Here is a 22,974-nt window from a genome sequence, read left to right on the forward strand (position 1 = left end):
AGGGCAGAATGGACGCCACACAGCCGCTGCGGATGGGGAGTTCATGGACACGCGTACGTTCGACGCGCTGACGGAGTCGATGAAGAGCGCGTACGTCGCGGGTCTCAGTGAAGGCGCCGTGCCCCGCCCGGTCATCATGCCGCTCGTGCGTGGCGAGTTGGTCGGGCTGATCTGGCTGCGCCCGGTCGAACCCGGCCGGGACGCCCTCACCGCGATCGCGTCGCTCTCGAACATCGCCGCGGCGGCGAGCGCCGACGAGATCGTCCTCGCCTGGGAGACCCATGACGTCGCCACCGTCTGCGAACTCCCCGTCGACGGCCCGTCGCCGTGCCTCAACATGGTGCACGCCACGAAGGAGGGCCACACGCTCCACCAGTTCCCCTACACCGAGGACCCGGCATCGGCCGCACCGCACTGGCAGCCGGCCCCGGCTCCCCAGCCCGAGGCCAAACTGGTGGCGCCCGTGCAGGCCGCGGTCGACTACGCCTTCACGCCCCTCGATCTGGACCACCCCTCGCCGTTCGGCGTCACGGTCGTCCTGATGGAAGAGGACGGCTACAACCTGCGCCTGACGGAGGCGTTCGCCTTCTGACCCCCTCGGAGTCCGGCAACATCGTCATTCGGCACACAACAAACCGCCGTTACAGACTTGACACAGTTCATGGCGTACCGGCACCGCACGCCCGCCCCGGGCCTAGGCTGTGCCGGTGACCAGTGTCGATGTCGCCGCAGGACCCGCCGCCGAGAGCGGCCCCGAGCCGCGCACCCAGTCCCTGATGCTGACCTTCTTCGGTGCCCATGTGCTGGGGCGGCCCATCGCCGTGTCGTCGGGCAGCGTGATCGCCGCGCTCGGCAGGCTGGGCAGCACCGAGGAAGCGGTGCGGACCACCCTGAACCGCATGGTCAAACGCGATCTGCTGGAGCGCAGCCGCCAGGGCCGCAAGACCTACTTCGGCCTCACACCGCACGCCGTCCAGGTACTGACGGACGGCCGCGACCGCATCTGGCGCACCGGCGCGGTGAACCGGGACTGGGACGGCCGCTGGACCATGGTCGGCTTCTCGCTGCCCGAGGCATGGAGCCGCGAGCGGCACGATCTGCGCTCCCGGCTGATCTGGGCGGGCTTCGGCCCCCTGCAGAACGGCCTGTGGGTGGCCCCGGCACCCGTCGACGTCCGCGAGATGGTGGCGGGCCTCGGCCTGGAGCCGTATCTGCGGGTGTTCCGGGCGGAGGTGGAGTCGCCGACCGACGTCCGCGAGGTGCTTGAGCAGGCGTTCGACGTACCGGCCATCGGCGCGCGCTACCGGGCGTTCCTGGAGCGCTGGGACCGCACCGACCCGCTGCCCGCGACGGCCTCCGGCGACGAACTCGCGGGCCAACTCCTGCTGCACACCGACTGGTTGGACCTCGTACGACGGGACCCGCATCTGCCCGCCGAGCACCTGCCCGCCGACTGGCCGGCCGCCCAGGCGGAGACCGTCTTCCGCGGCCTGGCCAGCCGCTGGGACCGCCCGGCGGCACGCGCCGCCGCACGCCTGCTGGACACCCTGACGCTGGACTGATCCCGACTCGCACTGGATCCGGTGCGCCCCACGCGGACACGTCCGACCCTTTATTGGTCAGTCTCTTGACGGCAATGAAAAAAGAGCCCTACATTCGCAGCGCTCTTCCAGCTCGGCCTCCCACTCGACCCGCGGAGCCGCCGTCATGCCCCGACCCCGTTTCTCAACCCTCGCCGCAGCCTGCGCGACCGCCCTCGCAACCGCCCTCCTCGGTCCGGTGGCCGACGCCCACGCCGCCACCGCCGCCCACTACTCCGGCACGCTGACCGACGGAGCCACCTGGATCGCGGACACACCCGAAAACTGGCACGGCACCCTGCTCCTGTTCAGTCACGGCTTCGGCCCTACGACCGCTGCCGACGCCCCGTCGCCCGCGGTGGCCCAGGCCCTGCTGGCCGCCGGTTACGCCCTCGCCGGCTCCTCCTACGACCCGAACGGCTCGATGTGGGCGCTCGACTCGGCCGAGCGGGACCAGTTCGCCGCGCTCACCGCGTTCCGCCGGGAGGTCGGTACACCGACCCGCGTCATCTCCGTGGGCCAGTCCATGGGCGGTCTCGTCAACGCCCGGATCGCCCGCGACGGCGCCGGACGCGTCGACGGTGCGCTCGGGCTGTGCGGCCTGGTCGCGGGCGGTGTCGATCTGGACAACTACCAGCTGGACGCGGAGTACACCCTGGCCACGTTCTTCGACCCCGCCGACGCCGACGCCCTGGTGAACCTGGACAGCCAGGCCGACGGCGGCGCCCTCGCCGACCGCCTCACGAAGGCCGTGGAAGCGGCGCAGCAGACTCCGGCGGGACGCGCCCGGATCGCCCTGGCCGCCGCCTACCTCAACCTGACCGACTGGGCACCCGGCCAACAGCCGCCCGCACGCGGGGACTTCGCGGGCCAGGAGCAGCAGCAGTACGCGTGGCTGGCTGAGGGCCTGCTGGGGTTCATCGTCCCGGCGCGCTGGTCGGTGGAACAGTCGGCCGGCGGCAACACGTCCTGGAACAAGGGCGTCGACTACGCCGGGCTGCTGCGCGGATCCACCCACGCGAAGCAGGTCGAGGCGCTCTACCGCGACGCCGGGCTCGACCTGCGCACCGATCTGAACCGGCTCACCCGCGGAGCGGACATCACGGCCGACCCGGCCGCGGTGACCCGTCTCAAGCAGACCTCGACCGCCGGGCAGGGCCTGGCCGTGCCGCTGCTGGACATCCACACCACCGCCGACCAACTCGTGCCCGTGGAACAGGAATCGGCCTTCGCCGGGCGGGTGCGCGCGGCCGGAGACTCCTCACTCCTGCGCCAGGCCTATGTGGCCCGCCAGAGCCACTGCAACTTCACCACCGCCGAAGTGGTCGCCGGTCTGCACGCGGTGGAACACCGGCTGGACACCGGGCACTGGGACGGCTCCGCCTCCGCCGCCCAACTACAGCGCGGGGCCGACGAGTTGGGCCTCGACGGCGCCGCGTTCACGGACTACCGCCCGGGCCGTCTGACCGGCACGCGCTGACGCCGAAGACCCCGCCCGCATCTCCCAACTACCGTCCCCGCGCGTCCTGCACGCATCAGGAGCCTCCGTGTCAATGACGACCGAACCGACCGAACCCTCCACCAGAACCGCCACCGGCCCCGGTCTGACCACCGGCACCCTGGTCGCCGGTCTTCTCGCCGTCTGCCTCGCGCAGATCGGCCTGGCCATACCGGCCACCCTCAACGGGCTGTTCCAGTCCGACCTGCATCCGGTCGGCTCCCAACTCACCTGGATCTCCGACGCGTTCCTGCTCCCGGTCGCCGTGCTGGAGCTGACCTTCGGCCTGCTCGGCGACCTCTTCGGCCGCAAGCGGCTGCTGGTCGGCGGCGCTTCGCTGCTGGCCGTGGGCGAGTTGGTCAGCGCCACGTCCTCCGGCGTCCACCAACTCTGGACCGGACAGGCCCTGGCGGGTCTGGGTGCCGCCGCGCTGTTCCCGACCTCGCTGGCCGTCCTGGCCGCCGGCACCACCTCACCCGCGCAACGCGCCCGCGTCATCGCGATGTGGGCGGCACTGCTCTCCACCGGCGGGTTCATCGCCCCGCTGCTCGGCGGCGTCACCGCCACCTACGGCTCCTGGCGCTGGTCCTTCGTCGTGGTCACCGCCGTCGCCGTGGCGAGCGTCGCGGTCAGCGCCCTGTTCGCCGTCAACTCCAGCGCCCCTGAAGGCCGTTCACTCGACATCGCGGGACAGGTCACCATCGGCCTGGGCCTGTTCGCCCTGCTCTACGCCATCATCCAGGGCCCGACGGACGGTTGGGCCTCGCCCTCGATCGTCATCGCCTTCGTCCTGGCCGCCGTGTTCCTCGCCGCCTTCGTCCTGGCCGAGAAACACGCCAAGTCCCCGCTCCTGCGCCTGGACCTCTTCCGCAACCGCGCTTTCGCCGTCGCCTCGGTCGTGGCGGTGGTGGGCATGTTCGCCTTCCTCGGCACCGCCTACTCCGTGAGCATCCGGCTCGGCCCCGTGCAGGACCAGGCACCCATGCGCACCGGCCTGGCGTTCGTCCTCCTCAACGGCATCACCCTGGCGATGCTGCCGCTGACGGAACGACTGCTGCGCACCGTTGCCCCCGGTCTGCTCCTGGGCGCCGGGCTGCTGTTGATCGCGGCGGGCGACTACTGGGCGGCCACCCTCCCGATCACCGACACCGCCTTCACCTCACTGATCCTGCCGCTCGGTCTGGTCGGCCTGGGCTTCGCGATCACCGTCTCGTCGATCACGGCGACGGCCGTGAACACCGTGCCGACCCACCTGGCGGGCATGGCGAGCGCCACCACCAACCTGCTGCGCGACTTCGGCTTCACCCTCGGCCCGGCCGTCATCGGCGCCGTCGCCCTGAGCCGTGCGGCGAGCAGCTTCACCGACTCCCTCGACAACTCCGCCCTGCCCCAGGCGCTGAAGGGCGCCGGCACGGCCGTACTGGAGGAGGGCGGCCCGCTCGCGGTGAACGGCGCCTCGGCGGCCTCCCCGAAACTGGCCGACCTGCACCCCCTCGCCCTGGACGCCCTCGGCCACGGCTACTCGATCGGCTTCGTCGTCTGCGGCAGCGCGGCCCTGTGCTCGGCGCTGCTGGCCCTCGCCACGCTCCGCGGCCGCAGAGCTTCCTCATCCTGACCGCGAGAGCGGGCACGCGGCCGGGTGACGACGCAGGGCCGTAGGGCAGGATTCCGAAGTGGGGCGGCAGGCCTGGAGCTCCGCTCATCGTCACAGAGACACGGTAGGGATGAACCTGAGAGACCTGGACCCCGCGGCGCTGAAGCGGATCCCTGAAGGAGATGTCAATTCACGCGACATCAAGTGGCTCGCCGGGGTCGAGGTCGACCGTGAGGTGCTGGAGGAACGCTGGGGTGGTGCGGAGACCGCCTACGACAGCCTCGGGGAGTGGCTCTGCTTCGCCTTCTCTCCGGCGGAGGGCGAAGCGTTCCTCCTGCTGCGCGAGGCCGAGCATCCTCCCACGCCTCTGTTCCTCCTGAGCGTGACCAGCGGCCTCTTCTCCTCGTCCGCCGCCGACCGGATCGTCGAGGCACTGGGAATCGCCGGGGCACGAGTGATCGAGGTGAACGCCGAAGCCGACGCGGCCTCGTAGGACCGCGTCAGGACTTCGCCATGCGGAGTTCGCAATGAGCACCCCGACACAGGGTCACCGCCGCGGGGAGACCACTTCAGTCAGAAGTCGAGGTGTCGAACCATGTGGGTGCGTCGGCCAGGGTCTGCTTGATCCGGAACAGTTGGTGGTCGCTGAGTTCGGGCAGTGCGTCCAGCTCGAACCAGCCGACCTCCAAGGACTCGTCGTCGTTCACGGCCGCCTCGCCGCCGACGGCCCGGCACTGCAGGGTGATGTCCATGAACTGGCAGGCGTCACCGTTCGGGTAGCTGATCGGGCCCCCGGCGTTGACCATGACGACCCGCTCCGCCACGCACTCGACGGCCGTCTCCTCGAACACCTCGCGCACCGCGCACACGGCGGGCTGCTCACCGGGCTCGGGAATGCCGGAGGGCAACGCCCACTCGTGGTTGTCCGACCGCTTGCCCAGCAGCACGCGTCCCGCGTCGTCGAAGACCACGGCGCTCACCCCGGGAAGCCAGAGCAGTTGGTGCCCGGCGGATTCCCGGATCGTACGAATGAAATCAGGAGTAGCCATGGTCAGACCCTAACGGGACGATCCATGGCCACTCCACGAACTGTCGTGCGTGCGGCGGATATACGACGGGCGATGGCTAGGCGTCGCCCGCGCGCCGTCGGCGCACACCCGCGCCGATCGCCCAGCCCAGGCCGCCCGCGGCGACGAGCACCAGGGCCATCTCGGGCAGGATGCCGAGCTTGGTGGCCGGTGTCTCCGAGGAGCGCAGCGGCACCTTCTGGACCAGGGAGTCGGCTACGAACATGCCGGTCTTCTGGGTGATCTTCCCGTCCGGCATGATGATCGCGCTGACGCCGCTGGTGACCGGGACCGTGACGGTCCGGCTGTGCTCGACCGCGCGGACCCGGGACATGGCGAGCTGCTGGTAGGTCATCTCGCTGCGGTCGAAGGTCGCGTTGTTGCTGGGCACGGAGATCAGCTGGGCACCGTCGGTGACCTCGGAGCGCACGGCCCAGTCGAAGGCGGCCTCGTAGCAGGTGACCAGGCCGATCTTGGCGCCGTTCATGGTGAACACGCCCGGCTTGGTGCCCCGGCTGAAGTCCTGGCGGACCATGCTGGTCCAGTTCTTGTTGATCGCCCCGAGGAGCGAGCGCATCGGGAGGTACTCGCCGAACGGCTGGATCTGCCGTTTGTCGTAGGTGTCGGTCGGGCCCTTCACCGGGTCCCAGAGGATCTGCTCGTTGTAGAGCTTGCCGCCCCGCTCGACGACGCCGCCGACCGAGATGGGCGCGCCGATCGCCTTGGCCGCCTCGTCGATGTCCGTGTACGCCTGGGCGTCGGCGAAGGGGTCGACGTCGGAGGAGTTCTCCGGCCACAGCACCACGTCGGGCTTCGCGACCTTGCCGGCCTTGACCTTCGCGGCCAGCCGCAGGGTCTCCTTGACGTGGTAGTCGAGGACGGCACGGCGCTGGGCGTTGAACTCCAGCCCCGCGCGCGGGACGTTGCCCTGGATGACCGCGACGGTCGTGGTGCCGTCCTCGGCCTTGTCGCTCACCAGGGACCGTGCCGCCAGCGCGCCGACGACGGGTACGGCCACGCTCAGCAGGGCCACGGCCGCGGCGGACCGCCGTACCTCATGGGTGCGCCGGGTCTCCAGGGCCAGGCGCACGATCTCGTACAGGCCGAAGCCGCACAGGACGACGGCGAAGCCGAGGACCGGGGTGCCGCCGACCGCGGCGAGCGGCAGGAAGACGCCGTCCGCCTGGCCGAACGCGATCTTGCCCCAGGGGAAGCCGTGGAAAGGGGCACGCGCGCGTACCGCCTCGCCGACGATCCACAGTGCCGCCGCCCAGAGCGGCCAGGCGGGCAGTTTCGACACCGCGGTGATGGCCGCGCCGACCAGCGCGACGAAGATCGCCTCGACCGCGACCAGCGCCAGCCAGGGGCCGGGGCCGACCTCGACGCCGGTCCACACCAGCAGCGGCAGCAGGAATCCGAGGCCGAAGAGGTAGCCGAGGCCCAGGCCCGCCTTCCAGCTGCGGCCACGAAGCACCCACCCGAAACAGGCGAAGGCGGGCAGCGCCAGCCACCACAGTGTGCGGGGCGGGAAACTGACGTAGAGCAGCACTCCGGAGAGGGCGGCTACGGCGGCCGGGACCAGACGGACGAGCCGGGCGAGGCGCGCTGCGGGCGCGGCCTGGGGCTCCAGCTGGTCCGACTCGTCCACGGAAGTTGCGGTGACGGTCACTCCGGGAGTGTACGGCGGTTGACCTTGGGGCCGACAGCACGGTCCGGATCGCAGCACGGGGCACTGAACAGGCCGGGAGCCGCATCGTTCCTGCGCAACTCGTCCACAAATCGGTCATCACCCGTTACGGTGTGCCGGAGCCCCTGTCGTGCGGTCGGTCCAGGCCGGCGGCCGGGGTCTGTCACGGGTCGGGGGGCTCGGTTCAGGGGGCGGCGGGGTGGGTTCCACGGGGATGGCGTCGGCGACCGGTCCGGACGCCGACAGTGAGAGACGAAACGTTTCGGATGCCGTGGGTGTCGCGGTGCTCGGGGCGTGTGCCGCGTGGTCGCTGATCACCGCCGCGATGCACGACGGAAGGCCCGAGGGGGTGCTGCTCGCGGTCCTGGCGGTCTCCGCCGGGTACGCGTCGGGGCGGATCTCCGGAGCGCTCGTGCCGGTCGCCGCGCCCTGTACCGGTGCACTGGCCGGCCTCGGTCTGGCACTGGCCGAACCACGGCTCGCCCCTGGCCCCCAGTTCACCGCCCCGCTCGGCCACGCCGGTGCCACCGCGGCGCTGCTGACCCTGGCCGTCGGTTCCGCGTGCTGCGCGGCCTGGGCCGCCCCGGCCCCGGCCCTGCGCCTCGCACTGCGGCTGCTGGCCGCCGGGATCACGGTCACCGCGCTCGTCCTGGGATCGGTCTCGGGGTTCGTCACGTGCACGGCGGTGTTGCTGTGCTCGTTCGCCGCCGGCCGGATGCGACTCCGCGGTCTCGGTGTCGTGGGCCTCGGCCTGGCCGCCGCGCTGGTGACCGGGGCGACCTGGGCCATCGCCGGGAACGTACTGCCGGACGGGCTCACCGAGTCCCTGGAGGGCCAGCTGAGCCTTCATCGGGTGCAGCTGTGGCAGGACGCCCTGCACATGGCGCACAAGGATTCCGCCCTGGGTGTGGGCCCCGGGCGCTTCGGGGAGCTGAGCAACGCGGCGGCCGAGGCCCTGCAGCCGGACGGGAAGCCGCACTCGGCACCGTTCCAGATGGCGGCCGAGCAGGGCGTCGTCGGCGTGCTCCTGCTGGCGGCGGCCTTCTGCTGGGTGCTCCACGCGTTGTGGCGCACTCCCCGCTCCACCTCGATCGCGCTCACGGCGGGGGCCGCGCTGACGGGGCTCGCGGTCGTCGCCTCGGTGGGCAACGCGCTCAGCTTCACCACGGTCACAGCGGGCGCGGGTTTCCTGGCCGGTCTTGCCACGGCCCACCCGATCACCGACGACGCCTCACGCACCGTCCCGGAGGCACGCGCGCGTGGCGACCGCCTTGCCCCATGAGGGGCGAGGGTGACGTCAGTGCACCGCGCCGGGCGTGGGCGGCACCAGCCGGTCCGTGATGATCCGTACGGCCGTCTCCGCGTTGTCCACGGTGATGGTGAACGTGTGCCCGTCCCACAGCCGCAGCACAATGCCCTCGCCCCGCCGTACGACGACGGCGGTGCCCTTCTCGGGCCGCCAGCGGTAGCCCCAGCCGCCCCACTGGCGCGGGGTGACGTGCGGGGCGAACTCGGCGCCCGCGACGCTGGCGAGGGGGATGCGGCGACGCGGCACACCGATGTGGCCGCAGCGCACTTCGAGGGTCTCCGTGTCCACCTTCAGGGCGACGTGCACGAAGGCGAGCGTGCCGAACAGCATGAGCAGTCCGGCCGCGATGCACCCGACGACGGACATGGCGAGCGCGGCCACGCCGGACGTCCAGGCGGAGTCCACGGCCAGCTCGATGCCGAGCGCCATGCAGGCGGCACCGGCGAGCGCCAGCAGCCACTGGAACCTGTTGGTGGCGCGTCCCGTCCAGATCTCGGTCTGCGGGAAGGTTTCGTCGCGGGGGTGGTCCCTCATACCTACGAGACTACTCAGGTTTCGCTGCGCGGGTACCGCGTTGCGCAGGGTGACCGTTTTGCGCGACGACAAGGTGGACGCACAGCGTCCGCTTCTTCGCCGGCGGTCAGTGGGCGGGGGTGACGGCCCGCAGCAGCCGGCCTTCCGCGTAGGCCGCCGCCTCGACGGGCAGCGGGCCCTCACGACCGCTCAGCAGCACCGTGAGGGTGCCGTCGGCCGACGCCTCGGGTGCGGGCTGCGCACCGATCCGGCGCAACGCCTGGGCGGCGACCGCGTCGGCGGAGCCGTGCAGGACGAGCGGCGGGCGGTCGGGGCGCTGGACGGCGGCGCGGATGCGTTCGGCGACGATTTCGTAATGGGTGCAGCCCAGGACGACGGTCGTTACATCGTCGGGGGTGAGCGCGACGGCCGCGGCGATGGCGGTGTCGATGGCCGTCTCGTCCGCGTGTTCCACGGCCTCGGCCAGTCCCCAGCACGGGATCTCGGTCACCGGCACACCTTCGGCGAAGTCCTCGACGAGACCGCGCTGGTAGGGGCTGCCGGTGGTGGCGGGCGTGGCCCAGATCGCGAAGGGTGTACCGGCCGCGGCGGCCGGCTTGATCGCCGGGACCGTGCCGATGACCGGGATGCCCGGCTCCAGGAGGTCCCGGATTGCGGTGAGGGCGTGGACCGTCGCCGTGTTGCACCCGATGATCAGGGCGTCGGGCCGGTGCGCGGCGGCGGCCTCGGCGACGGCGAGCGCGCGCCGCGTGAGGTCTTCCGGAGTCCGCGGTCCCCAGGGCATGCCCTCGGGGTCCAGGGAGAGCACGAGATCCGCGTCGGGGCGTACACGTCGTACCGCCGCGGTGGCCGCCAGAAGGCCGATTCCGGAGTCCATGAGCGCGATCTTCACCCGGCCACGATAGACGATGGCCTCTGTGGAGCCGCTCCCGTGGGGCAAACTGCGGCCGTGAGCACCCTCGCGTGGATCGCCGCCGTATCACTCGCCGCCTGGCTGTGGCTGCTGCTCTGTCAGGGCTTCTTCTGGCGCACGGACGTCAGACTGCCGGCCCGCACCGCCCCGGACGACTGGCCGCCGGTCTGCGTGGTCGTCCCGGCCCGTGACGAGGCCGCCGTACTGCCGGAGAGTCTGCCCTCGCTGCTCGCCCAGGACTATCCGGGGCGGGCGGAGATCTTCCTTGTGGACGACGGGAGTTCGGACGGCACCGGGGAGCTGGCCCGTGAACTGGCGCGGACGCACGGCGGGTTGCCGCTGACCGTGGACTCCCCCGGTGAACCGCCGGCGGGCTGGACGGGCAAGCTGTGGGCCGTACGGCACGGTGTCGAGGCGGCACGCGCGCGTGGCCCCGAGTTTCTGCTGCTGACGGACGCGGACATCGCGCACGCCCCGGACAGCCTGCGGGAGTTGGTGGCGGCGGCGCGCACCGGCGGCTTCGACGTCGTCTCGCTGATGGCCCGGCTGCGGGTGGAGAGTCCCTGGGAGCGGCTGGTGGTGCCGGCGTTCGTCTACTTCTTCGCGCAGTTGTATCCGTTCCGCCGGATCGGCCGGAAGGGTGCCCGCACCGCGGCGGCGGCGGGCGGCTGTGTCCTGTTGCGCGCCGATACGGCCGAGCGGGCGCGGATCCCCGACGCCATCCGGCACGCGGTGATCGACGACGTGGCACTCGCGCGTGCCGTCAAGGGCCGTGGGGGTCACATCTGGCTGGGGCTCGCCGAGCGGGTGGACAGTGTGCGCCCGTATCCGCGGCTGCACGACCTGTGGCGGATGGTCTCGCGCAGCGCGTACGCGCAACTGCGGCACAACCCGCTGCTCCTCCTGGGCACCGTCCTGGGGCTCGCGCTGGTGTATCTCGTGCCCCCGGTGGCCCTGTTCGTGGGGCTGGGCGCGGGAAGTACGGAGGCGGCGGTTCTCGGCGGGCTCGCGTGGCTGGTGATGACGGGGACGTACGTCCCGATGCTCCGCTACTACGGGCAGCCGTTGTGGCTCGCTCCCCTGTTGCCGTTCACCGCGTTTCTGTACCTCTTCATGACGGTCGATTCCGCGGTGCAGCACTACAGGGGACGCGGTGCGGCCTGGAAGGGCCGCACCTACGCGCGTCCTGACGCCGTCGTCGGCGAGGAGAGCTGAGCGCTCACTTGCGACCCGGGGTCCAGTTCATGCCCCACCCGTAGACGCGGTCCACGGTCCGCTGCGGGCTCACCCCGCGATCCGGGACGAGGTAGCGGGCCTCGCGCTGGACGACGAGGTCACCCCCGGTGTTGGTGATCAGCGCGAGCGCGCACACCGTGGAGGGGACCGTGCACTCGTCGAGCGAGAAGTCGATCGCGGCGCCGTGCTGGGGCTGGAAGGTGACCGTGGCGTGCAGGTCGGCGAAGGAGCGGGCGCCTTCGTAGATGGTCACGAAGACGAGGATGCGCCGGAAGTCCCGGATGTGGTCGAGGTTGATGGTGAGGTTCTCGCCGCTCGCGGACGCGCCGGTCCGGTCGTCGCCGTCGAGGTGGATGTACGGCGGCAGTTGAAGAGAGCCGTAGGCGTTGCCGAGGGCCTGGACCACGCCCTTGCGGCCGTCGGCGAGTTCGTACAGGGCGCACAGGTCGAGGTCGAGGTCCGCATGCATCGCGACCGCCCGGCCGCGCTTGCTGCCCCAGCCCGAGAACTGCTTGCGCACCTCCCAGTTGAGGTTCACGCGCATGGCGCCCGAGGTACCGCCCTGCTTGGTCAGGGAGACCGAGGGGGCCGCCTTGGTGAGCGTCACCTTGGACAGCCGGACGGGGGCGGTGGGCGGCATCGGGGGCGGAGGCGGCGGAGCCATCGTCACGGGCGGAGCCACGGTCACGGGCGGCGGGGGCAGGTGCACCGGCGGTCCCGAGGGCGGCGGCATGGTGGCGGCCGGTGCCGCCTGCTGCGGTTCGTCCACGGTGATGCCGAAGTCGGTCGCCAGGCCTTCGAGCCCGCTGCCGTAGCCCTGGCCGACGGCCCGGAACTTCCAGGCGCCCTGGCGGCGGTAGAACTCGCCGAGCACGAAGGCGGTCTCGACCGTCGCGCCCGTGCTGTCGAAGCGGGCGACCACGGTGTTCTGTGCGGCGTCCCGGACCTCGATGTACAGGTCGGGGACCTGGCCGAACGTTCCGCCGTCGGCGGAGGCGGCGAGGACGATCCGGTCGACGGCGGGCTCCACGCGCGCGAGGTCGACGAGCAGGGCGTCGGTCATCCGCCCGCCGGCGTTGTTCTTGCCCTCGTGGCGGACCGCGCCGGAGGAGTGCGTCGACTGGTTGTAGAAGACGAAGTCGGCGTCGGTGCGGACCTTCCCGTCGACCAGGAGCAGGGCCGAGGCGTCCGCGTCGGGGACTTCGGGCCCGGGCCGCCACCCCAATTCGACGCGCAGTGCCGTCGTCGGCACCGGAACATTCGATCCTTTCGGCATTGACATGTCTGCCCCCATCACGTGTCGCCGTGCCAGGACACGCCCCGGCAGCCCATTGGGTGTCTACTCGCACAACCTATTCCCCGAGGCGGCGAACGCCCATGCGAAGCGCGGCAACACCCGTGGCCAACCGCTGGTAACCCGCCGGGAACTCGGGCTTTACACGATCCGAACACGGATCCATGCCCTTTTTTGACAAGTTCGCTCGCATTGGGGATCCCATGCCACTGCCGACACGGAAAACAACCCTCTAATCGGTCTCCCCAACCACCACATCGTGGGCTTAACTTATGTGCCATGACCTCCCCCCGCTCCACTTATGGCGGCGGCTACTACTCCGCCTCCTTCCCGGACACTCCGATCTACGACTCCCTCGTGGCCGAGCGGGGGACCCCGCAGATCGCCCCGATCCGGGTTCCCGCCGCGTACGACATGCCGGGGAGCAACCTGCCCGCGCTGCCGTCGGCACTGCCCGCCCTCCCGGCGGGTCCCTCGCAGACCCCCTACGGCTACCCGCAGGCGCAGCAGCCGTCACCGCTGCAGCAGGCGCCCGCCGCCTACATCCCGCAGCAGGCCCCGCCGCGCGGTTACGGCCAGCAGCAACAGCAGCCGCGTCCGATGGCGGCTCCGGCCGGCTACGAGGCGATGCGTCCGGCGGCTCCCCGCCCCGCCCCCGCCCCGTACCAGCAGGACCCGTACAGCAACAACCAGCAGTACCGCGGGTACTGATCCGCACCCTGCGCTGTCGGTGCTGGCTGGCACGATGGAGTGATGGGGGGAAAGGTCGTCACGCAACGCGAGCACTCGCTGCTCGCACTGGCCGCCGCCGGGCTTCTGCCCGGCGGCGGTGTTCGTCTGTCCGCGCCCCGCCTCGACGGTCCGGATTCTCGCCCGGCGAAGATCCACCGTTGGAGGTGTCGGGCGGGAACCCTCCCCGTGGGCCCGGTCGTTGAGATCCCGTGAGAAGTTCATGAGAGGCCCGGGGAGAGGTGATTTCGCTCTCTCTTCGACGCTCGTCTCGCGTGAACGGCTCTTCCAGGAGTTATCACGGAGCGGGAAGGGGGTGCGGGACGGTGGGAGCAATCAGGGGTCTGTGGCGTTGGCGGCGCAATCCGCTGCGTCGCGCGACCGATCTGGTCGAGGCCTGGCTGGCCCTCGTGGTCCTGCTGCTGGTCCTGGTCGCCGCGCCCTTGATCGGTTCGCTCGTCGGTGCCGTCGCGCAGGACACCCTGCAGCGGTCGGTGCGGGAGCAGCGCGCGGACCGGCATGCCGTGACGGCCACGGTGGTCAAGAAACTCAAGGGTGCCGAGATCGACCCCGACCCCGACTCGGCCACCGCGCGGGACGTCCGCACCCGGGTCCTCGCCGACTGGACCGCGCCGGACGGCACCGCACAGCACGGCGCGGTGATGGCGAGCCTCAACACCCCGCACACGGGCGACCACTTCAAGGTCTGGACGGACCAGCAAGGGCACATAGTGACCCGCCCGCTGGACTCGGCCACGGCGACGACGCACGCCGTGCTCGCCGGGTTCGGTGCGGCGCTGCTGACCGCCGGGCTCGTCGACAGCGGCCGACGGTTCGTGCTGTGGCGCATGGTCCGCCGCAGGTACGCGCGTTGGGACCGGGCATGGGAGCGGGCGGGCCCGGACTGGGGCCGGACCGGCACCGGCAGCTGACAGCCTTCCGGCTCTGGTCAACCCACCGCCCGCACGCACGCTACGGTGGACCGGCGAAGGCTTCGGCATCAACCCGCATATCACGAGGTGGGGGCACAGCAGCGCCATGGCACAGGGCACGGTCCAGGTGACGCACACCGGTACATCGCGGTGGCGGCGCCGCACAGGTGAGTACGCGTCGCTCGCCGCCGCCCTGGAGGCCGCGGCCGAGGGCGACGTACTGACCGTCGCTCCCGGTACCTACCGGGAGAACCTCGTCGTGCAGCGGTCGGTGACCCTGCGCGGCCCCGAGGGTTCGCCCGGCTCGGTGCGCATCGCGCCCCTGGACGGCGTGCCGTTGACCGTGCGCGCCTCGGCGATCGTCCAGGACCTGCATGTCGAGGGCCAGGACTCGGCCGCGCCCGCCCTCCTTGTCGAGGACGGGACACCGGAGTTGACGGATCTGCGGATCGTCACCCGCTCCGCGTCCGGCATCGAGGTGCGCGGCGGTGCCCGCCCCACCGTGCGGCGCTGCACGGTCGACAACCCGGCCGGCATCGGGATCGCCGTACTCGACGGCGGTGGCGGGGTGTTCGAGGAGTGCGAGGTCGTCTCCGCCGGCCAGGCGGGCGTCGCGGTCCGCGCCGGCGGCCACCCGCGCCTGGAGCGCTGCCGCATCCACCACGCCTCGGGAGTGGGCCTGTCCGCGACGGGCGAGAACTCCTCGCTGGAGGCGGTGGGTTGCGAGGTCTACGAGACGCGCGGCAGCGGCGTCCAGATCACCGCCCGCGCCACCGCGCACCTCACCGACTGCGATGTGCACCGTACGGCCGCGGACGGCGTCACGCTCGACACGGACGCGGTGCTGACACTCGCCGACTGCCGTATCCACGACATCCCGGAGAACGCGGTCGACCTGCGCTCCCGTTCGGTCCTGACGCTGACGCGGACGACGGTGCGTCAGTTCGGGCGCAACGGGCTGTCGGTGTGGGACCCGGGCACGCGCGTGGACGCCAACCAGTGCGAGATCTTCGACAGCACGGGCGACTATCCGGCGGTGTGGGTCAGCGACGGCGCGACGGTGGTCCTCGACTCCTGCCGGGTGCACGACGTACCGGACGCGCTGTTCGTGCTCGACCGCGGCTCGCGCGCGGACGTCGTCGACAGCGACATCTCCCAGGTGCGCAACACGGCCGTGTCGGTGAGCGACGGCGCGACCGCGCAGCTCGACGACTGCCGGATCCGGGACGCGGCCACGGGCGCGTGGTTCCGCGACCACGGCAGCGGCGGCACCCTCAACAACTGCACGGTGGACGCCACCCAGACCGGCGTGATCGTCACCAAGGGCGCCGACCCCACCATCGAGCGCTGCACGGTCGACTCCCCCGCCGAGGCCGGCTTCTACGTCTCCGCGGGCGGCCGGGGCACCTTCCAGGGCTGCCGCGTGACGGGCAGCGGCGGCTACGGCTTCCATGTCATAGACGGTTGTCGTACGACGCTCAAGAAGTGCCGCACGGAGCGATGCGCGCGCGGTGGCTACGAGTTCGCGGACGCCGGACCGGACGCGGGGCCCGGCACCGGACCCGTCGTCGAGGACTGCACCAGCGACGAGAGCGGCCTCAAGCAGCCCACCGCCCACGAGACGGCCGTGGAGACGGCGAGCCAGGCCACCAGTGTGCTGGGCGCGATCCCAGGCCAGCGCACCGCCGAGAAGGCGCCCCCGGTCACCGCGCCGGAGCCGGACAAGGAGTCCCGCACCTCCAAGGCGGTCCTCGGTGAACTCGACGGTCTTGTCGGCCTGGACAGCGTCAAGCGCGAGGTGCGTTCCCTCATCGACATGATCGAGGTGGGCCGCCGCCGCCAGCAGGCCGGCCTCAAGGCGGCCTCCGTCAAACGGCACCTGGTCTTCACCGGCTCCCCCGGCACCGGCAAGACGACGGTCGCCCGCCTCTACGGCGAGATCCTCGCCTCGCTCGGTGTCCTGGAGAAGGGGCATCTCGTCGAGGTGTCCCGCGTCGACCTGGTCGGCGAGCACATCGGCTCTACGGCGATCCGCACCCAGGAGGCCTTCGACAAGGCGCGCGGCGGGGTCCTGTTCATCGACGAGGCGTACGCGCTCTCCCCGGAGGACTCGGGCCGCGACTTCGGCAAAGAGGCCATCGACACGCTCGTGAAGCTGATGGAGGACCACCGGGACGCGGTCGTGGTGATCGTCGCGGGCTACACGGCGGAGATGGAGCGGTTCCTGTCCGTCAACCCCGGTGTGGCGTCCCGCTTCTCACGGACCATCACCTTCAGCGACTACAACGCCGAGGAACTGCTGAGGATCGTCGAGCAGCAGGCCGAGGAGCACGAGTACCGGCTCGCCGAGGGCGCGTCCGAGGGGCTGACGAAGTACTTCACCGCAATCCCCAAGGGTGCCGCGTTCGGCAACGGCCGTACCGCGCGGCAGACCTTCGAGGCGATGGTGGAGCGGCACGCGAGCCGGGTCGCCCAGGTCGAGGAGCCGAGCACGGACGACCTGACCCTGCTCTACGCGGACGACCTGCCCGAGCTGCCCTGAGGCGGCACCTCGGGCCGCAGCCGGGCCAGCAGCCGCTCCCGTTCCACGGCGAACGCCGGGTCTGCCTGGTAGTCGGAGTGGCCCAGGATCGGGGCGGGCAGGGGGTGTTGGGCGGTACGGCCGTACTCCAGCGGGTCCTTGAGGGGGCCGTGGTCCACCTCGGGGCCGCAGTCGCCGGTCAGCCGCACCGGGCCGCCGATGGGGTCGGTGAGCCGGTACAGATTGCGCCAGCAGTCGACCTCGTGGTGCAGGCGGCTGAGCGCGGACGGTCCGAAGTGGGCGGGGAACCAGCGGCCGTAGAGGCGCTCCAGGGGTGAGCCGTAGGTCAGGAGCGCGACTCGTTTGCGCTGGGCCGGTTTGAGCTGCCAGGCCGCGGCTGCCGCCAGGACGCTGCCCTGGGAGTGGCCGGAGATGACGAGCCGACCGCCGGTGGCGCGGGTCCAGGTGGCGATGCGCCAGGTCAGGTCGGGGACCGCGCGCTCGGCGTAGCAGGGCGGGGCGAAGGGGTGGGCGGCGCGCGGCCAGAAGGTGCCGACGTCCCACAGGATGCCGATCGTGCGCCGCGCGGAGGGGTCCTTGTAGGCGCGCCTGCCCCAGGTGACGAAGAGGATGAAGCCGAGCCCGATCAGCCAGGAGCCGAGTCCCTGGGAGGTCTGGGCGGCGCCGTGCACGAAGGCGTGGCCCCCCTGCCCTGCCCGCGACGGTGTCCTGTCGGTCGTGAACGCGCCGACCAGCGCTCCGGCGCCCAGGAGCAGCGTGGCGGTGGCGGTGACGGCGACGAGGAGGGGGCCGCGGTCGGTGAGCGTGGCCATCGCGCGCGTGCTCGCGATCCGGGCGGTGCGCGTCCGGTCCTTGCGCCCGCCCGGGTAGTCGAGCGCCACGGCGGCCAGTTCGGCACGGCGCAGCCGCCAGGTGCGGTGGCCGAGTACGGCGCATAGGACGAGTACGACGACCAGGAGCAGCGGGATCACCGAGGCCTGCCAGGTGAGCAGGACGGGCGGGCCCGCGATGGACGTGCCGGTGCCGTCCAGCCAGTCGGAGACCCGCTGGGACACCCCGCCGGACATCACACCGCCGAGCGCGCAGGCGAGCATCGCGACGGCCGGTCCGCCGAGGCCGCGCATCGCGGCGCGCGGGTCGGGGTGGGTGCGGTGCAGCAGGTGGGCGACGACCGCCAGGGCGATCACCAGCAGGCCCTGGACCAGGGCGATTCCACCGAAGACGGGGTCTCCCGGCAGCCGCCCGGACGACTCCCATCCCGGACGCGACCAGCCGGCGTACAGCAGGGCGAGGGCGAGCAGCAGGAGCGCGCCGAGCGGCAGGCGTCGTACGAGACGGCGGTCGAGGGCCTGGTCGAGGCGGTGCTCGCTGCGGCCCCGGCGGCACACGACGTAGACCACGACGAAGGCGAGGGCGGCGATCGCGGTCTCCAGGAGCGCGCCGAGGCCGGCCAGTGCGTGGGAGCCGTCGGGTCCGCGGTCGAAGCGGGTCGCCGAGACGGTGACGGCCGCGGCGACCGTCAGAAGGCCGGCCGCCGTGTGGGCGGCGCGGAGTCGGGCGACCAGGCGGCGGCCGTACCAGAACCCGGGCCGGCCCAGGGCACTGCTGTCGGGCTCGTCGTCGGGTTCGGCTCTGCGGGGCATCGGCTGCTGGGACTCGTACTCGCTCCAGGTACGGCGGGACAGGTACCAGAGGAGGACGGTCAGCGCGGTCGGCACCAGGGCGGCGAGCGCGAGGCGGCGGCCGGGGCGGCTCCACCAGCTGTCGTGCGACACGGCGGGCGACAGGAAGCCCAGCCAGGAGTGTCGCTCGGCGCACGCGCGCGTGCCCGCGCACTGCCAGGCGGCGAGATCGAGGGCGACCTCGCAGGCCGCCGCCACGAGCAGCACGGTCAGGGTGAGTCCCGCGAGCCGTACCAGCAGCCCGTAGAAGCGCACTGTCCGTTTCCGGTCGCGGGCGGTGGGGCGCATCCAGTGCGCGAGGTTGACGACCATGAACGGCAGCAGCAACAGCCACAGGGCGCGGGTGCCGTTGCCGGAGGTCAGGTTGCACCAGACGTAGGCCTCGCGGATCGGTCCGGTGCGGCCGTCGGCGGTTCTGGACTCGGCGTCGACGTCGGCGGTGCGCCGGAAGACGGCCGCTGTGTCGTCACCGGTGATCCGCACCGTGCGCGGATCACCGAGCATCTCCTCGGGTGTGGCGCCGCCGACTCCGTGGACCAGTAGTTCCAGGGCGGGTTCGGTCCGGTCGGGCCGGTCGGTTGAGTTGGTTCGGTCGGGCCGTCCGGTGGGCTCGTCGGCCCCGCTCGTGACGGCATGTTCCTGCACACGCTCCACTGTTCGCACATCCCCCGTGACGTACCGTCTGGCTGTGTCCGTGTGACCACCAGGATCGCCCCTTTCAGCGCGTCGCACACGCCCTGTCACCGAATCTCCCCGATCCGTGTGACAACACGGGGGACGCGTGAGGCCCCGATGGCATGTGCGCGTCGGGACAGGCGATGGCGCAGTGCTTGCGGGGGCGTGCGAGGATGGGACGTCCGCGCACCGCAGCCGGGACGAAGGTCCTGCTCCGAGCCAGTGCGCCGGACGGTCGGACGGGTTGAGGCGAAAGGACCGGAGCGTACGTGAGTGAGAATCAGAACCTCCTCGCGGAGCAGCGGCGCGCCCTGATCCTCGACGAGGTCCGGCGCCGGGGCGGCGTCCGCGTCAACGAACTGACCCGCAAGCTCGGCGTGTCGGACATGACCGTCCGCCGCGACCTCGACGCGCTGGCCCGCCAGGGCGTCCTGGAGAAGGTGCACGGCGGGGCGGTACCGGTCGTCGAGGCGAGCACGCACGAACCGGGCTTCGAGGCGAAGTCCGGTCTTGAACTGACCGCCAAGGAGGACATCGCACGGGCCGCGGCGGAACTGGTCGCGCCCGGCACGGCGATCGCGCTCTCGGGCGGTACGACGACCTACGCGCTGGCGCACCATCTCCTTGAGGTCGCCGATCTCACCGTGGTCACCAACTCGGTGCGGGTGGCGGACGTCTTCCACGCGGCACAGCGCACCTCGGGGCAGCGGCAGGGCGCGGCGACGGTCGTCCTGACCGGCGGGGTGCGGACGCCCTCCGACTCGCTGGTGGGCCCGGTGGCCGACCAGGCGATCGCGGCGCTCCACTTCGACATGCTCTTCCTCGGTGTCCACGGCATATCGGTCGAGGCCGGGCTGTCCACGCCGAACCTCGCCGAGGCCGAGACCAACCGCAGGCTCGTGCAGTCCGCGCGGCGGGTCGTGGTGGTCGCCGACCACACCAAGTGGGGGACGGTGGGCCTGAGTTCGTTCGCCGCGCTGGAGCAGGTCGACACGCTGGTGACGGACGCGGGGCTGCCGGCCGAGGCACGCGAGGACATCTCCGAGCATCTGCGGCGACTGGTGGTCGCGGGCGAACCCGACGACGAGGCAGACATCTGACGGTTCGCCAGCTATGGTGACCTCGCTTCGGTCAACGTCGCTTCGGTCAACTTCCCTTATTCGTCAAGGGGGTTCGCTTCCATGGCCCACCAACTGCGCCCCGTCGGGCTCGACTTCATCGACACCGCTCCGGTACGGCTGATCTTCGCGCAGGAGATGTCCGCGGCGCCGGACGCGGTCTTCCACGCCCTCAACGACGATGTGCCCGGGTGGGCCGAATGGTTCGCCTCCGTGACCCGGGCCGAGTCGGTCGACGACGGTGCCGGGCGGGACATCCGGCTCAAGGGTGGCGGGTATTTCCGGGAGACGGTGATCGCGGCGAAGGCGGCCGAGGTGTACGCGTATCGGGTCGACGTCACGAATGCGCCGGGGGTGCGGGCGTTGGCCGAGGAGTGGCGACTGGTCCCTGCGGGGGGCGGTGGGACTCGGGTTCAGTGGACGTTCGCCGCGGATGGGAACGCCGCGTTTCGGGGTGTTGTGCGGTTGGCGGGGCCTGGGTTGGGGCGGGCGTTCAAAGGGGCAGTGCTTGCATTGGATCGGCGGCTGGAGAAGTAAGCTCGTTGCCGTCTGCGGGTCCGTTGTAGCTGGGCGCGCAGTTCCCCGCGCCCCTTTCGGGGCGCTTCCCCAAGGGCGTTCATAAGCTCAGTTCGGCCATACTCCCGTATTCAACAGCGAGGTGATCGCCTCGCCGTAGGGGGCGATGTCCAAGCCCTGTTCCGTCAGCCACTCGTCCGAGTAGTACTTGTCCAGGTAGCGGTCGCCCGGGTCGCACAACAGGGTTACCACGCTGCCCTGTTGGCCCGCTGCCACCATCTCGGCGATGATCTTCAGGGCGCTCCAGAGGCCGGTGCCCGTGGAGCCGCCCGCCTTGCGGCCGATGGCCTGTTCCAGGGCTCGTACCGCGGCGACGCTGGCCGCGTCCGGGACCTTCATCATGCGGTCGATGGCGCCGGGTACGAAGCTCGGTTCCATCCGGGGACGGCCGATCCCCTCGATACGGGAGCCGCAGTCGCGGGTGACGTCCGGATCGCCGGTGGTCCAGCCCTCGAAGAAACAGGAGTTCTCCGGGTCGGCGACACAGACCAGGGTGTCGCGCTGCGTGTAGTGGACGTAGCGCGCGAGCGTCGCCGAGGTGCCGCCGGTGCCGGCCGTGGCGACGATCCACGCGGGCTCCGGGAAACGTTCCAACTCCAGCTGGCGGAAGATGGATTCGGCGATGTTGTTGTTGCCGCGCCAGTCCGTCGCCCGCTCCGCGTAGGTGAACTGGTCCATGTAGTGGCCGCCGGTCTCCACCGCCAGGGCTGCCGACTCCTCGTACATCTTGCGCGGGTCGTCCACGAAGTGGCAGCGGCCGCCGTGGAATTCGATGAGGCGGATCTTCTCGGCGCTGGTCGTGCGCGGCATGACCGCGATGAAGGGGACCCCGATCAGTTTGGCGAAGTACGCCTCGGAGACTGCGGTGGAGCCGCTGGACGCCTCGATCACCGGGCGGGTGGGCCGGATCCAGCCATTGCACAGGCCGTAGAGGAAGAGGGAGCGGGCGAGGCGGTGTTTGAGGCTGCCGGTGGGATGGGTGGACTCGTCTTTCAGGTACAAGTCGATGCCCCATTGCTCGGGCAGCGGGAAGCGGAGCAGGTGCGTGTCGGCGGAGCGGTTGGCGTCGGCCTGGACCTTGCGAACGGCTTCTTTCAGCCAGCTCCGGTACGCGGTGTCGCTGCGGTCGACATCGAGGGTGGCACCGGTCCGGGCCTGTGGGGTGGTGCTCACGGCGGGGCTCCTTACGCTTCACGCCGACGGCGTCTCGCGCGGCCGACACCCCGATCATATGCACCTTCCGCACGCTTCTCACCTGCATAAACACACCTTTGGGGAGGTCAAAGGGACCCCTGGGGGGCGATCACGGCGGATCAGGGCCGGCGATCACGGCGGATCCAGGGGGCGCATTTATGCGAGTGCTCCGGGTACTCACCGTGACCGCGTCGTGCGTACTGGTGCTCGACGCCCGGTGCGGGCAGACTGCACCGGAGCGGGACGAACGTCCTGAACGGGGGCGCACACTGGATCACCGGATGTCCTGGAGCAAGGGGAGCAAGGGGGCGGGGAAGCATGGCGGAGCCGGAGTTCACGGCCACGGGCGTGCGGATCGGGAAGCGGCTGCGGTCACTCACCCGGGCCGGACAGGTCCGAATCAACGACGGCAGACTGGAGTTGCTCACCAGTTACGGCAGCGAGATCGACAGCGCGCCGGTGCAGGCGGTACGCGCGTCGAAGCCGTGGTTCGCGCCGGAGGACCGGGCGCTGGCCGACCTGAACGGCAATCGGTACCTGTTGACCCTCGGCGAGCACGACCCGGCCCCGGGGCAGCCCGGGCCTCCTGCGGCACGGCGGTTCATCGAGGCCGTGCGCAAGGCTGCCGGGCGCGGGGGCGGCTGACCGGGCTGCGCTGGGTGCCGCTGGGTGCCGCTGGGTGCCGCTGGGTGCCGCTGGGTGCCGCTGGGTGCCGCTGGGTGCCGCTGGGTGCCGCTGGGTGCCGCTGGCAGGCTGGCGGCTGACCGTGGCGCGCGGGCGTTGAGCAGCTGCGAGTTGCGGGACCGGGACCCCT

20 protein-coding genes and 1 pseudogene are annotated in these 22,974 nt (G+C 71.5%); 14 read left to right on the plus strand and 7 right to left on the minus strand.

What is annotated here, in order from left to right; genetic code table 11:
• Positions 1 to 43: 43 nt before the first annotated feature.
• The 5 genes from ACIBJH_RS26015 to ACIBJH_RS26035 all read left to right on the plus strand — a co-directional run bounded on the left by ACIBJH_RS26015 (position 44) and on the right by ACIBJH_RS26035 (position 5,165).
• Complete coding sequence (locus tag ACIBJH_RS26015) at positions 44 to 592, plus strand: hypothetical protein (RefSeq protein WP_399119256.1); 549 nt, start codon at positions 44 to 46, stop codon at positions 590 to 592.
• Positions 593 to 701: 109 nt separating this feature from the next.
• Positions 702 to 1,562: a PaaX family transcriptional regulator C-terminal domain-containing protein gene (locus ACIBJH_RS26020; RefSeq protein ID WP_399119257.1), complete on the plus strand. Its 861-nt coding sequence runs from the start codon at positions 702 to 704 to the stop codon at positions 1,560 to 1,562.
• 145 nt (positions 1,563 to 1,707) lie between these two features.
• On the plus strand, positions 1,708 to 3,060 hold the full coding sequence (locus tag ACIBJH_RS26025; RefSeq protein ID WP_399119258.1) for an alpha/beta hydrolase: 1,353 nt from the start codon (positions 1,708 to 1,710) through the stop codon (positions 3,058 to 3,060).
• A gap of 73 nt (positions 3,061 to 3,133) precedes the next feature.
• On the plus strand, positions 3,134 to 4,693 hold the full coding sequence (locus tag ACIBJH_RS26030; protein ID WP_399119259.1) for an MFS transporter: 1,560 nt from the start codon (positions 3,134 to 3,136) through the stop codon (positions 4,691 to 4,693).
• Positions 4,694 to 4,802: 109 nt separating this feature from the next.
• On the plus strand, positions 4,803 to 5,165 hold the full coding sequence (locus ACIBJH_RS26035; RefSeq protein ID WP_399119260.1) for a hypothetical protein: 363 nt from the start codon (positions 4,803 to 4,805) through the stop codon (positions 5,163 to 5,165).
• Between the two features lie 76 nt (positions 5,166 to 5,241).
• Here ACIBJH_RS26035 and ACIBJH_RS26040 read toward each other — a convergent pair whose 3' ends face one another.
• Entirely contained in the window at positions 5,242 to 5,721 is a 480-nt protein-coding gene (locus tag ACIBJH_RS26040; protein WP_399119261.1) for an NUDIX hydrolase, read from the minus strand.
• Between the two features lie 76 nt (positions 5,722 to 5,797).
• Positions 5,798 to 7,408: an apolipoprotein N-acyltransferase gene (gene lnt / locus ACIBJH_RS26045; protein ID WP_399119262.1), complete on the minus strand. Its 1,611-nt coding sequence runs from the start codon at positions 7,406 to 7,408 to the stop codon at positions 5,798 to 5,800.
• Between the two features lie 232 nt (positions 7,409 to 7,640).
• Here lnt and ACIBJH_RS26050 point away from each other — a divergent pair, with 232 nt between their 5' ends.
• Positions 7,641 to 8,708 carry an O-antigen ligase family protein gene (locus ACIBJH_RS26050; RefSeq protein WP_399119317.1) on the plus strand — a complete coding sequence of 356 codons (1,068 nt, stop codon included), beginning with the start codon at positions 7,641 to 7,643 and terminating at the stop codon, positions 8,706 to 8,708.
• Positions 8,709 to 8,723: 15 nt separating this feature from the next.
• Here the strand turns inward: ACIBJH_RS26050 and ACIBJH_RS26055 are convergent, their stop codons facing one another.
• On the minus strand, positions 8,724 to 9,269 hold the full coding sequence (locus ACIBJH_RS26055) for a hypothetical protein (protein ID WP_399119263.1): 546 nt from the start codon (positions 9,267 to 9,269) through the stop codon (positions 8,724 to 8,726).
• Positions 9,270 to 9,375: 106 nt separating this feature from the next.
• Positions 9,376 to 10,161, minus strand: a complete 786-nt coding sequence (locus ACIBJH_RS26060; RefSeq protein ID WP_399119264.1) for a glutamate racemase — start codon at positions 10,159 to 10,161, stop codon at positions 9,376 to 9,378.
• 57 nt (positions 10,162 to 10,218) lie between these two features.
• Here ACIBJH_RS26060 and ACIBJH_RS26065 point away from each other — a divergent pair, with 57 nt between their 5' ends.
• Positions 10,219 to 11,397, plus strand: coding sequence for a glycosyltransferase (locus ACIBJH_RS26065; protein WP_399119265.1), 1,179 nt, complete (start codon positions 10,219 to 10,221; stop codon positions 11,395 to 11,397).
• A 4-nt stretch (positions 11,398 to 11,401) separates the two neighbouring features.
• On the opposite strand, the gene ACIBJH_RS26070 is transcribed toward ACIBJH_RS26065, so the two are convergent.
• Positions 11,402 to 12,694 carry a TerD family protein gene (locus ACIBJH_RS26070; protein ID WP_399119318.1) on the minus strand — a complete coding sequence of 431 codons (1,293 nt, stop codon included), beginning with the start codon at positions 12,692 to 12,694 and terminating at the stop codon, positions 11,402 to 11,404.
• Positions 12,695 to 12,991: 297 nt separating this feature from the next.
• On the opposite strand from ACIBJH_RS26070, the gene ACIBJH_RS26075 reads away from it, so the two are divergent.
• The 4 genes and pseudogenes from ACIBJH_RS26075 (at position 12,992) to ACIBJH_RS26090 (ending at position 16,915) form a co-directional block, all read left to right on the plus strand.
• Positions 12,992 to 13,423: a DUF6643 family protein gene (locus ACIBJH_RS26075; protein WP_019075119.1), complete on the plus strand. Its 432-nt coding sequence runs from the start codon at positions 12,992 to 12,994 to the stop codon at positions 13,421 to 13,423.
• Positions 13,424 to 13,468: 45 nt separating this feature from the next.
• Positions 13,469 to 13,561 (plus strand): annotated as a pseudogene (locus ACIBJH_RS26080) (MOSC domain-containing protein); the annotation flags it as partial.
• A gap of 206 nt (positions 13,562 to 13,767) precedes the next feature.
• Positions 13,768 to 14,373 carry a hypothetical protein gene (locus ACIBJH_RS26085; RefSeq protein ID WP_399119266.1) on the plus strand — a complete coding sequence of 202 codons (606 nt, stop codon included), beginning with the start codon at positions 13,768 to 13,770 and terminating at the stop codon, positions 14,371 to 14,373.
• Positions 14,374 to 14,479: 106 nt separating this feature from the next.
• Positions 14,480 to 16,915, plus strand: a complete 2,436-nt coding sequence (locus ACIBJH_RS26090; RefSeq protein ID WP_399119267.1) for a right-handed parallel beta-helix repeat-containing protein — start codon at positions 14,480 to 14,482, stop codon at positions 16,913 to 16,915.
• Here the strand turns inward: ACIBJH_RS26090 and ACIBJH_RS26095 are convergent.
• Complete coding sequence (locus tag ACIBJH_RS26095) at positions 16,885 to 19,251, minus strand: hypothetical protein (protein ID WP_399119268.1); 2,367 nt, start codon at positions 19,249 to 19,251, stop codon at positions 16,885 to 16,887. The genes ACIBJH_RS26090 and ACIBJH_RS26095 overlap by 31 nt on opposite strands.
• A gap of 290 nt (positions 19,252 to 19,541) precedes the next feature.
• On the opposite strand from ACIBJH_RS26095, the gene ACIBJH_RS26100 reads away from it, so the two are divergent.
• Together ACIBJH_RS26100 and ACIBJH_RS26105 are read left to right on the plus strand one after the other, a co-directional pair.
• Positions 19,542 to 20,372 (plus strand): DeoR/GlpR family DNA-binding transcription regulator, encoded by an 831-nt coding sequence (locus tag ACIBJH_RS26100; protein ID WP_399119269.1) that lies wholly within the window; start codon positions 19,542 to 19,544, stop codon positions 20,370 to 20,372.
• A gap of 81 nt (positions 20,373 to 20,453) precedes the next feature.
• Complete coding sequence (locus ACIBJH_RS26105; RefSeq protein WP_399119270.1) at positions 20,454 to 20,927, plus strand: SRPBCC family protein; 474 nt, start codon at positions 20,454 to 20,456, stop codon at positions 20,925 to 20,927.
• 87 nt (positions 20,928 to 21,014) lie between these two features.
• On the opposite strand, the gene ACIBJH_RS26110 is transcribed toward ACIBJH_RS26105, so the two are convergent.
• On the minus strand, positions 21,015 to 22,139 hold the full coding sequence (locus ACIBJH_RS26110; protein WP_399119271.1) for a PLP-dependent cysteine synthase family protein: 1,125 nt from the start codon (positions 22,137 to 22,139) through the stop codon (positions 21,015 to 21,017).
• A 339-nt stretch (positions 22,140 to 22,478) separates the two neighbouring features.
• Here ACIBJH_RS26110 and ACIBJH_RS26115 point away from each other — a divergent pair, with 339 nt between their 5' ends.
• Positions 22,479 to 22,805, plus strand: coding sequence for a hypothetical protein (locus tag ACIBJH_RS26115; RefSeq protein WP_019075127.1), 327 nt, complete (start codon positions 22,479 to 22,481; stop codon positions 22,803 to 22,805).
• Positions 22,806 to 22,974 lie beyond the last annotated feature (169 nt).

This window comes from Streptomyces sp. NPDC050548 (genome assembly GCF_044457385.1).
In the GTDB taxonomy this organism is placed as follows: Bacteria; Actinomycetota; Actinomycetes; order Streptomycetales; family Streptomycetaceae; genus Streptomyces.